The sequence below is a fragment of the Priestia koreensis genome, from assembly GCF_001274935.1.
In the GTDB taxonomy this organism is placed as follows: domain Bacteria; phylum Bacillota; class Bacilli; order Bacillales; family Bacillaceae_H; genus Bacillus_AG; species Bacillus_AG koreensis.
Map to the genome: position 1 here is coordinate 122,045 of NZ_LILC01000021.1, position 10,835 is coordinate 132,879.

The 10,835-nt window shown below is 41.2% G+C and carries 12 protein-coding genes and 1 pseudogene; 9 read left to right on the top strand and 4 right to left on the bottom strand.

The window, feature by feature from the left end:
- Positions 1 to 11 precede the first annotated feature (11 nt).
- On the top strand, positions 12 to 755 hold the full coding sequence (locus AMD01_RS16055) for a class I SAM-dependent methyltransferase (RefSeq protein WP_053402446.1): 744 nt from the start codon (positions 12 to 14) through the stop codon (positions 753 to 755).
- Positions 755 to 1,174 (top strand): GNAT family N-acetyltransferase, encoded by a 420-nt coding sequence (locus tag AMD01_RS16060; RefSeq protein WP_053402447.1) that lies wholly within the window; start codon positions 755 to 757, stop codon positions 1,172 to 1,174. Before AMD01_RS16055 ends, AMD01_RS16060 begins: the two co-directional genes overlap by 1 nt.
- 36 nt (positions 1,175 to 1,210) lie before the next feature.
- Here AMD01_RS16060 and AMD01_RS16065 read toward each other — a convergent pair whose 3' ends face one another.
- Positions 1,211 to 1,561 carry a methyl-accepting chemotaxis domain-containing protein gene (locus tag AMD01_RS16065; protein WP_157052769.1) on the bottom strand — a complete coding sequence of 117 codons (351 nt, stop codon included), beginning with the start codon at positions 1,559 to 1,561 and terminating at the stop codon, positions 1,211 to 1,213.
- 260 nt (positions 1,562 to 1,821) lie between these two features.
- Here AMD01_RS16065 and AMD01_RS16075 point away from each other — a divergent pair, with 260 nt between their 5' ends.
- The 3 genes from AMD01_RS16075 to AMD01_RS16085 all read left to right on the top strand — a co-directional run bounded on the left by AMD01_RS16075 (position 1,822) and on the right by AMD01_RS16085 (position 3,759).
- Entirely contained in the window at positions 1,822 to 2,019 is a 198-nt protein-coding gene (locus tag AMD01_RS16075) for a ChaB family protein (protein WP_053402450.1), read from the top strand.
- Positions 2,020 to 2,107: 88 nt separating this feature from the next.
- Positions 2,108 to 3,187, top strand: a complete 1,080-nt coding sequence (locus tag AMD01_RS16080; RefSeq protein ID WP_053402451.1) for a DNA alkylation repair protein — start codon at positions 2,108 to 2,110, stop codon at positions 3,185 to 3,187.
- A 194-nt stretch (positions 3,188 to 3,381) separates the two neighbouring features.
- The gene (locus tag AMD01_RS16085) at positions 3,382 to 3,759 is read left to right on the top strand and encodes a winged helix-turn-helix transcriptional regulator (protein ID WP_053402452.1); all 378 of its coding nucleotides are present in this window, start codon (positions 3,382 to 3,384) and stop codon (positions 3,757 to 3,759) included.
- A gap of 35 nt (positions 3,760 to 3,794) precedes the next feature.
- Here the strand turns inward: AMD01_RS16085 and AMD01_RS16090 are convergent, their stop codons facing one another.
- The 3 genes from AMD01_RS16090 to AMD01_RS16100 form a co-directional block, all read right to left on the bottom strand.
- Positions 3,795 to 4,499 (bottom strand): ABC transporter permease, encoded by a 705-nt coding sequence (locus AMD01_RS16090; protein ID WP_053402453.1) that lies wholly within the window; start codon positions 4,497 to 4,499, stop codon positions 3,795 to 3,797.
- The gene (locus tag AMD01_RS16095) at positions 4,499 to 5,344 is read right to left on the bottom strand and encodes an ABC transporter ATP-binding protein (RefSeq protein ID WP_053402454.1); all 846 of its coding nucleotides are present in this window, start codon (positions 5,342 to 5,344) and stop codon (positions 4,499 to 4,501) included. Before AMD01_RS16095 ends, AMD01_RS16090 begins: the two co-directional genes overlap by 1 nt.
- A 157-nt stretch (positions 5,345 to 5,501) precedes the next feature.
- Entirely contained in the window at positions 5,502 to 6,545 is a 1,044-nt protein-coding gene (locus AMD01_RS16100; protein ID WP_053402455.1) for a LytTR family transcriptional regulator DNA-binding domain-containing protein, read from the bottom strand.
- 389 nt (positions 6,546 to 6,934) lie between these two features.
- On the opposite strand from AMD01_RS16100, the gene AMD01_RS16105 reads away from it, so the two are divergent.
- The 4 genes and pseudogenes from AMD01_RS16105 to fosB all read left to right on the top strand — a co-directional run bounded on the left by AMD01_RS16105 (position 6,935) and on the right by fosB (position 10,742).
- Complete coding sequence (locus AMD01_RS16105; protein ID WP_053402456.1) at positions 6,935 to 8,956, top strand: Na+/H+ antiporter; 2,022 nt, start codon at positions 6,935 to 6,937, stop codon at positions 8,954 to 8,956.
- A gap of 96 nt (positions 8,957 to 9,052) precedes the next feature.
- Positions 9,053 to 9,592 carry a GNAT family N-acetyltransferase gene (locus tag AMD01_RS16110; RefSeq protein WP_053402457.1) on the top strand — a complete coding sequence of 180 codons (540 nt, stop codon included), beginning with the start codon at positions 9,053 to 9,055 and terminating at the stop codon, positions 9,590 to 9,592.
- Positions 9,593 to 9,791: 199 nt separating this feature from the next.
- Positions 9,792 to 10,274 (top strand): annotated as a pseudogene (locus AMD01_RS24770) (GrpB family protein); the annotation flags it as partial.
- Between the two features lie 27 nt (positions 10,275 to 10,301).
- Positions 10,302 to 10,742, top strand: coding sequence for a metallothiol transferase FosB (gene fosB, locus AMD01_RS24775; protein ID WP_053402472.1), 441 nt, complete (start codon positions 10,302 to 10,304; stop codon positions 10,740 to 10,742).
- The last annotated feature ends 93 nt before the right edge of the window (positions 10,743 to 10,835 follow it).

Sequence of the window (10,835 nt, forward strand, 5' to 3'; positions counted from 1 at the left end):
GGGGATATTACATGACCAACCGAGGCTCTAATTTTTACGACCACAATGATGTATTTTCACAGTATACTAGCCTTCGAGAGCGACCAGAGAATGCGAATGATACGCTTGAAAAACCAGTTATGATGGATTTGCTTGGTGATGTGAGGGGAAAAGCCATTCTAGATCTCGGGTGTGGAGGTGCTCAGTTTGGAGTTGATCTGTTGCAAGAAGGCTGCTCCTTCTATCACGGCATCGACGGATCCAAAAATATGATCGATCTCGCCAAGCAGCAGATTAAGCATGAATCAATTACGCTTGAACGTGTTGATCTTGAGGAATGGAATCCTCCTGTAGCACAGTACGACCTTGTCGTTTCACGTCTTGTGTTTCACTACCTCGAAGATTTACACACGATCTTTGACCGCATACATACTGCATTGAAACCTGGGGGGACAATCATTTTCTCAGTGGAGCACCCCGTTATTACCTCTACGCTTCAGCCTGCTGGACTACGAACAAGCTGGGTGGTTGATGACTATTTCTCAATGGGGTATCGAACACAGCAATGGCTCGGTGGAAGTGTTGAAAAGTATCACCGTACGCTTGAGGAATACTTTCAACTTTTACAAGGAAGTAGCTTCACCGTTGAAAGTTTAAAGGAGTCCTCTCCTCGCCGTGAGTTCTTCCTGAGCGACGAAACGTTTGAACGTCGAAAACGAATTCCGCTCTTTTTATTTTTAAAAGCAACGAAAAAAGACGTAGCGAGTAATTGCTGATGATTACAATATCTGAAACGATCGAGAACGTTGACGTTAACCAGGTGCAGTGCGTCTATCAATCGGTTGGATGGAACCGTCATACCCCAGATGTAATCCAAACCATTTTTGCCGCAAGCAACGTCATTTGTCTGGCCTTCCACCAAGAGAAAGTGGTCGGAATCGGACGTGCCATTTCTGACGGAGTTTTTAATGCCGCGATTTATGACGTGGTCGTGCATCATGATTTCCAAGGGCAGCGAATTGGACAAGCGATTATGAAGAACCTTCTAGGGCGTTTAGAAGACGTCTCCTGTGTTCATTTAATTTCCACTACCAGAAACGAAGCGTTTTACAGTCAATTTGGGTTAAAACGAACCAAAACCGGTATGGCACGCTATCAAAATCCAAACCTTGCAAATGAGTACCTTATACCTTAACTGTCACGTAAAAAAGCTAAGCAGCGCGCTTAGCTTTTACTTTTCTTTTTGCACAAACGATAACGATACTAGTTCTTTTGCGGTATCAGCTACTTTCTCCATCGAATCACTGATTTGCTGAATCGCTTGCTTAAATTCATTCATTTGCTCTTCCACTAATAAGTTTTGTTCTTTGCTGTCCTTCATCGTTTCCACGATCTCACCAAAGAACGTTCGAATTTGATTCACGTTTTCAGCTGTTTTGATTACTGATTCGTTGCTATCGCTCATGTATGAAGCGACTCCTTGAATCTGTTCATTGTGATATTTTCCTTTATAAACGGTTGGGCTTTCTGTAAATAACCCAAATCTTGAACGGTCAAGTTCACCATCTGAATTTGCTTCCATAGCTCATGCGTTTTCGGAAGATGAATCTTTCCGGTTACTTTTCGTTGTTTTTCATTCTTGCCCTCATGTTCATTTCCCTTCTTTTTCGAAAACATCTCTCCCGCTCCTATCTCGTTAGCTATAAAGGAAAAACGACTTACTACATAAAATTCAGCCATCTTACTATATGAGTAAAACTGCTCAGAGATGCGTGAACACGCTCATTCTAGGTTTCTTTTAGGATGATATTGGGAAATAAGCAGATAAGGAGGATGGATACTATGTCTTATACATCTTTAAAGCATTTACCGAAGAGCGTTACCGATCACCTTCCACATCACGCACAGGAAATTTACAAAAAAGCATTTAACTCTGCGACGAAGGAGTATGATGAAGACGAAACTGCACATCAAGTCGCGTGGAGCGCTGTCGAGCAAACGTATTATAAAAACGAAGATGGCAAATGGGTAGAAAAATAAGAAAACCAGGTGGAAAATGTCCGCCTGGTTTTTCTTTCTGTTATAATAGAACATACGATCGTACACTTATATGAAATGAGGAACACAAATGGCTGAGGAATTACGGCACGCATATAGTCCGCAATTTATTGACACTTTATCACAATTAGTAACGAAGGAACTCCCTTCTTTTGATTCAGCTTCTTTTCGTTCAAGCGTGTTTCAGAGCGACTGGGAACACTTAACGCTAAAGGAGCGAATGAGAAGAGTTACTGCTTCCCTTTACGCTGCATTACCGAAAGAATATGAAAAGGCGCTTTCTATTTTATATAACGTAGCACCTAAAGTCTCACAAGGATTACCTGGCCTTGTCTTCCCTGACTTTGTCCAAGTCTATGGTCTTGCACACTGGGAGAAATCGATGAAGGCACTAGCATTTTTCACCAAGCTATCAAGCGCTGAATTTGCTGTTCGTCCGTTTCTACTAGAAGACAACGAGCGAATGATGAAACAAATGATTGAATGGTCTAAGAGTGACAACGAACATGTACGAAGACTAGCAAGTGAGGGGTCTCGATCGAGGCTTCCGTGGGGGTTAACCGTTCCCTCCCTAAAAGCAAATCCACGACAAACATTTGCGATTCTTAACCACTTAAAACAAGACGAATCACTCTATGTGCGTAAAAGCGTGGCGAACCATCTCAATGATATCTCTTACCTCGACGCTGACTTTGTTCTAGATATTGCCTACGACTGGTATGGAGATAACCCTCAAACGAACTGGATCGTCAAACATGCGTGTCGCTCTCTCTTAAAGAAAGGCAACGAACGAGCCCTCGCACTGTTTGGATACGGTGATCCGACGGGCATTACAATTGATCATATTAATATAGACAAAAGTGAGCTAGCCATTGGCGATAATTTACTCGTTTCATTCACGGTTCATTCTTCTCATCCTGGACCCGTTCGCATTGAATATGCAATTGATTTCGTCAAAGCAACCGGAAGCAGATCAGCTAAAAGCTTTATTTTAAAGCAGTTCGAGATGAAAGAAAACGAAACAAGAGCATTTCAAAAGCGCCACTCCTTCAAGGATTTAACGACGAGAAAGCATTACAGAGGCCTTCACACGCTTTCTCTTAAAGTAAACGGCGTTACGATCTCAAGTCATGATTTTTTACTTACCTAAAAAGCCTGTGCTCTAGGAAGCTTTTTCATTTGAAGATAACCTCTTTTCTCTCACAGATGACAATCGGCTCGTTTGTTAGATCGAACGCTTCAAAACATGGTATGATATAGACCGTACAAACAAAAAATATCCTAACGGTTAAAACTAGATCGTACAAAGGCGCTCATCACGCTCCTACTTAGAAGGAGGTACACATGAAAAAGAAATACAACATTTCAGTAGAAGCAACACTTGAAGTGATCGGTGGGAAATGGAAGTGTGTCATTCTCTGTCACTTAACGCACGGTAAAAAACGAACAAGTGAATTAAGACGGTTAATGCCAAACATTACCCAAAAAATGCTCACTCAGCAGCTTCGAGAGCTGGAAGAGGACGGCATTATTGACCGCATGATCTACAACCAAGTCCCACCAAAAGTAGAATATCAACTTAGTGAATACGGATGGAGTCTGCAAACCATTTTAGATTCCCTTTGTGCATGGGGAGAGAAACATATCGAACGCGTGCATGGTGACACGTCCTCTATGCTTGAAGACAGCATTTTAAATGAACACTTGAAAGCACCGCAATAAGACCAGAACGGAGACCAAGCGCTTGGTCTCCATTTTTAATCAAACTGACGCTTTCTATAGACAAGGATTGTTAGAACAAGGACGCCGATTGCCCACGCCACTAGAATGAGAAAGTGGCTACCAACGTCACTAAAACTCTTTCCTTTATCAAGCGCCAACCAAATTTGCTCAAACTGGTCGTTTGGCAAATAGCTAATAAACGTTTTGATCGTCTCATTATCAATGACACTTTTTATAATGCTACCCATGCCAAACAAAAACATAATGGGCATGCCAATGATACTCGTTTCCATCACCGTTCTTGATAAAAGCCCCAACAATGTTCCACTGAGCACATAAATAATCAGGCACAAGATCATATTCAATATGCTCATACCTACGGCAGGTATGCTAATTCTTCCTAACAGCACTGAGCCAGTGATGATCAAAATCGTTAAAATAGCGGACAGCGCGCTTTTGCCAATTAAAATTTCAATCGTACTCGCAGGCGAAAGTAAAAGTCCTCTTAGCGTGCTTTTCTCCTTCTCCTCTGCGACCATTGCTGCTTGAACGAAGCAGGCTGTAATGACTAACGCCAAATTAACAATAATGATGGCGCTATAGACATTCACGTAGTCCTTGCTTCCTAACCACGCAGCGATGACAAGCGGCATCGCAAGCGTAAAAAGAATATATGAGTTTTTCAATAGATCTTTCCAGTCTTTAATTAAAATCGCGTTCATGCGTCTTACTGACATCATCAAAGTTCCCTCCCTGTTAGCTGTACAAATAGATCCCCTAAAGTCGGTTCATTTGAATGAATGGCGGCCAATTCACCACTCATCATATAGTTCTTAATCATATTTGCACCTTGTTCATCTTTGTTCACCGTGATTTCACGGTTGTTTTGAAGCGTTAAGGTAATGGTGTCATTAGTATGCTGAAGACGTAGCTTTTTCGGCGTATCCAAAAGACTAATTTCACCTTTGTGTAGAAAGGCGACGCGATCACATAGCTCTTCTGCTTCATACATGTCATGCGTTGTAAGGAAAATCGTCGTCCCATTCTCATTCAGATGACGTAACCCACTGTAGATATGTTTTGTGTTCACTGGATCTAATGCCGAAGTGGGCTCGTCTAAAAATAGAATGGATGGTTTATGTAAAAGTGCTCTTGCTAACAAAACGCGCTGCTTCATTCCTTTGGAAAGCTTTTTGACCACACTTTTCTTCTCATTCTGCAAGTTAACTACCTCGAGCACTTCCTCAATTCGCTGTTTTTGGATGGCAAACAGCTGACAGAAAAAGAGCAGGTTATCATAAATAGTCAATCGCTCATAGAGAGTACTGTTATCTGTTAAGATACCAATTTCATTCATATATGTATCTTTTTTTTGATCACGAATGCATTGATTAAGCACGGTGATGTCACCGCTCGTTGGTAAGAGCTGTGCCGTTAAAAGCTTAATCGTCGTTGTTTTCCCAGATCCACTCGGTCCTAAAAATCCGAATATTTCACCTCTCTTAACCGAAAATGATAAGTTTTTTAACACTACCTTATTTTCAAAGGCTTTTGTTACGTTTTTGATTTCAATCGCATGTTCCACCTAACTTCCTCCCTTTTCACTGTGATCGCTTTCTATCTCTACTGTACGATGTTCCGCGTTAGGCAGCATTATAAAAGCGATAAAAGGAGTGATTTCAGGGGTAAACGGAGCTATTTGGGGCCGAATGGAGCAAAAAAAGCGTGATTTAATCGTATTTTTATAGACCGATAATGTCCTTTAGCTCATTTAGCTTCCCTTTTGACAGTGGAACGGATGTTTTTTCTGCGTCGTCTAAAATCAGACTGTAGCTATTTCTAGTCCACGTAATAACCTCCCTCACTTTTTGGAGATTCACAATGTAAGAACGGTGACAGCGAAAAAATCCGAACATTTCTAATCGTTCAAACAGCTCGTTTAATGTATATGTACAAGGAAAGGTTTCTCCTTTTACGTGTAAATGCGATACTCCGTCGTTGCTTTCAACAAACGCAATTTCGGTTGGGTCAAACAGGATAATTTTTTCATTTACTTTGGCTGGGATCTTCTCAAAGCGAATCGGTCTAGTCAAGATCTCCTCTTCCTGAATCGAAACCGCTACCTCCCCATTGTTCAAGTCCCCCTCATCCTTTACCTCGATTTGGCGCAATCCTTCTTTCGTTAAGCAATATACACGGCTTGTCAGTTCGATCGCCGTTTCAACGTAATTGTTGAGAACTAAAACAATCTTCTTCTTTCTCACTTGTTCGTCGATTACACGCTTAATAATGAGTTGACTCTCCAAATCAACGTTTTGAGTGGGTTCCTCTAGCACGAGGAGATCCGGATCGTGCAAAATAATTCGTGCAAGTTGCAGTCGCTTTTTCTCGGAAAACGTTAAGGAGTCCACACGCTTCTTTTTTTGCTCTAGAAGTCCTACCATTTTAAGAAACTCTTCTGTCTTCCCATCCGCCCCATACAAACGCTTATAAAAACCTAAATAGTCGCCAAGAGATAAGCGATCATAAAAAGCCTCTTCGGCAAGGAAAAGGCCTACGTTTTCGCAAAGCCTTTTAAAATGCTTCGGCAGCTCTTCATCGTTCAGCATAATCCTTCCTGCTGATACAGGTACTTCACCAACTAGCATATGTATAAATTGATTTCTGATCTCAGCGTTACTTTGAACTGCGACCACTTCTCCGGACGTAATCATTAAATCAATTGCCGGAAAAATGATTTGATTTGCGATTCGCTTCTCTACCTTTTCAATGAACAATGCCTTCATGATAACTATTGCACCTCATTTTTATTCTTCTATATGCTTTCACTATAGTAAAAAATCGATTTTTTTACCATTATTCTCACAAATAAAACCGTTGTTTTTTTTCAATTTTCATTAAATGAATCGTTTTGCCGATTGTTTGGTTCAGTTGCTTGCATAAGAAAGCCCGTCCATATTATGATGAACATCGTGTACTCCATATTTTCTTGCTGTTTTTTTAGAATCTCCGGAAACTTTCCTCTCACTTATTCATGAAACAATGTGTCTTGCTTCATACTAAGTAACACCTGTTTCATTTAAAATCACATGAGGTATTTTCATACATAACAGCACTCATTCTCACATGCAATATGGACTTAGCAAACAACAAAACAAAGGAGGCAGAAAAACTCGTGGAAATGTTTACTATGATCATGTTGCTTTTGGTAGCTATTTTACTCTCAAACATGATCAATCACTTTATTCCATTCATTCCTGTACCACTTATTCAAATTGCCCTTGGTGGTATCGTTGCTTTACTTCCACTCGGAATGCACATTCCTCTGGAGCCAGAGTTATTTTTCATTCTATTTATCGCTCCGCTTTTATTTAACGATGGGAAAAACGTACCACGAAAAGCACTATGGAAACTTCGCGAACCGATTTTATTTTTAGCACTCGGTCTTGTTTTCGTAACGGTGTTTGTTATTGGATATGTTATTCACTGGTTAATCCCTACCCTTCCATTACCAGCAGCATTTGCTCTAGCGGCTATCTTATCACCTACAGATGTCGTAGCAGTAGGGGCAATGTCAGGGCGTGTTAAAATGCCAAAAGACATTATGCACTTACTTGAAGGGGAAGGACTGATGAACGATGCATCAGGACTTGTCGCATTTAAATTTGCGGTGGCGGCAACCGTAACCGGCTATTTCTCGTTAACCGATGCTACGCTCAGCTTCTTAGGAATCGCGATTGGTGGATTTGCTGGTGGTGCGGTCATTGCGTTTTTAATTATTCGCTTCCGCGTACTTATACGCCGATTCGGTATGGAAGACGTCACGGTTCATATGCTTCTGCAAATTTTAACGCCGTTTGTCATTTACCTAGTAATTGAACACTTTCATTTATCAGGAATCCTAGGAGTTGTTGCCGGAGGAATTGTTCATGCAATTGAACGTGATCGTGAGGAATCCCCAACCGTTCGCTTGCGTATCGTTTCTAAAAGCACGTGGACTGTGATTTTATATGTACTAAATGGACTAGTGTTCATCTTATTAGGACTACAAGTACCGGCGATTGCACAAACCATTTTTGAAGATATTAACTATAACAACGGACAAGTGCTTATGTACATTCTTATTATTACGCTTGCGCTATTTGCAATGCGATTCTTATGGGTGTACCTATCTTGGTCTGCCGGTTGGAAATTAAACAAGAGCTCATTTAAGCCATCATGGCGAGGCATTGGTCTTGTGACCGTTTCTGGAGTACGGGGTGCCGTTACGCTTGCCGGTACCTTCTCCATTCCATTTACACTTGCAGACGGCAATCCTTTTCCAGAACGATCGTTAATTATCTTTATTGCTGCAGGCGTAATTCTTCTTTCCCTTCTCATTGCAAGTATTTTCTTACCGCTGATTGCTGAAAAAGATGAAAAGCAACCGACAGAAAATGCAAACTATGTAAAAGAACGAAAAGCATTTGTGAAGGTATGTCGCGCTGCGATCGACGAATTAAACTCTTCAACAAACGAAGAGAACGAAGAAGAAGTGGTTGTTTTACGATCTCAGTATAAGCAGCTTATTAACGACGCCTATATCGATCAAACGCAAAAAAACAGCTTCCGTTACCAAAAAAGTTTAAACCAAGTATGGTTGACAGGCCTTCAAGCAGAAAAGGAATACCTAGAGCAACAGCTCAAAAATCCAGATGCGGATAAAGAAGCAATTAAGCTTTCACTTACTCATACAAAACGTATGGAGCTTGCTTTAACCGCTAAGCTCGGTCATCGTCTCGTTATGATGTGGGTCACATTCAAACGACTGGTCTTCCGCTTCTTAGGTGCGTTCAGCTCAAAAGCCGTTAAGCGCGCTCGTAAAGAACGTAAACTAAAACGTAGACTTGCGACGTTGAAGATGGAAAGCTCGCGTGCGGCTGTCGATAAAATTCGTGAATCGATGACAGCGGAGAACCGCGATGCTTCTATGGCTGTGATTAAAGAATATCATGCACTCATTAGTAAACTGGTCTCACGAAAAGGCCGTAACCAATCCGTTATGGACGCTCTTTCACATGATGCGATCCAAGCGGAGCGTGACAAAGTACAAGAAATGTATGAACAAAAAAGCATTTCCTTTGATATGGCACAGCGACTACGTCAAAACATTACGATGAGAGAATTACTCATCGCAGAAGACAACGAAACGCACTAAAAAAACACCAGGAGATGAGCTTTTATCTCCTGGTGTTTTTCCGTTTAGCAGGACATTTCTCTTACTTGTTTAATTTATCTTGATGGAGGTGAAAAAATGGACGTTCACATTAGAAGACCTTCAAATCAAGATAGGCATGATCTCCATCATTTTTTTGAGCTCGTTATTTATGATACGTATCAGTATGAGGGCATCGGTCATTTGATCGATGATATAAACGATGAGATTCAATCCAAAAAGCGCTATCTCGATTTGGATATGAAAAGTAGCGGAAAAGATCGATATTTTTTAGTCGCGGAGCTAAACGGACAAATCGTGGGCACCATCGAGTACGGACCTTGCAGCACCCTTATTCAGACATGCACCAACGGAGAATTAAATCATTTACTAGAGGTGGGAACGGTTTTTGTCCACCCGAATCATCAGCACAAAGGAATTGGTAATCAGCTACTGCTTACGATGTACGCTGCACTACAAAATCAAGGTCTTCACGAATTCTGTCTAGACAGCGGCTACAAACGAGCACAGCGCATTTGGACAAAGAAATTTGGCCCTCCCACCTACCACCTGAACGATTACTGGGGGAAAGGATTTCCTCATATGATTTGGAAGGTAAACATAAAGAGCCTTACTTAAAGCTCTTTATATTCATTCGATGGACATAGTTAGGGGATTTTTTATCTAGACACTGGTTCAACTGATGAACGTATTTAATTAAATGGCGATAATACTGTGTAAAAAATAATCTTTTTAGAGCTCATTTCGACCATTTTATCCCATGGTACAATAAGGGTGAAAGAAGTAGACTCACTTTTAGCAAGAAAGGAATGATTTTTTGGATCAACACGTTACGCTCGAAGATTCCCAAATAAAATGGGTCGAATGCTTTGAGAATGAGAAGAAACGATTATTATATGTCATTGAGCCACATATAAAAGCAATTGAACATATCGGCAGTACGTCTGTTGCGGGACTGGCAGCTAAACCGATTATTGACATCATGGTCGCGGTGGAAACATTAGATTGTGCGGAAGCGTGCATTCAATCTCTAGAAGCACTCGGTTATCATCACGTTCTACACGCTGAATTCCCCAAGCGTCGCTTTTTCTGGCGAGAAGCGGATAATGGACAGCGATTTCATCTTCACTTTTACACGCACGGCAGCAAAGACTGGCAGGAAAAACGTTTGTTCCGTGATTACTTAAAGAAGCATGACGATGCATTACACGCCTATGAGGCGCTAAAGCGTACGCTCGCCCTTACATACAAAGATGACCGCTCCGCGTATACCGAAGCAAAAGGCCCCTTTATCCGAACAATCATTGAAAAGGCAAAAAACGAACAAATTGAATGGCAACAGCAAGTTCCACCCGTTCAAGGACTTAATCACCTTTTGTTTTCCGTTTCCCACCTGGACCAATCCGTTGCGTTTTATCAGGATGTATTCGGTGCAAAGCTTTTAGTAAAAGGCCGTACAACCGCTTATTTTGATCTCAAAGGCATTTGGCTTGCATTAAATGTAGAAACAGACATTCCACGTCAGGAAATTCATCAATCTTATACACATCTAGCCTTTACAATAAAAGAAGCAGATTTCGATGAGACGCTTCACATGCTGCAAATGCGTGGCGTACATATTCTTCCTGGTCGTGAAAGAGATCAAAAAGACAAAAAGTCCATTTATTTTACTGATCATGATGGACACAAATTTGAATTTCATACCGGATCCCTTCAGGACCGAATGAACTATTATCAAAAAGAAAAAACGCATATGACGTTTTATTAAACAAAAAGTGCTTCACAGTGAACTACCCGCCACTTAGCACCCTTACGGGTTGCTTGAAGTGGGGGCTTCCAAGATCGTAAGACCTTTTCTTTT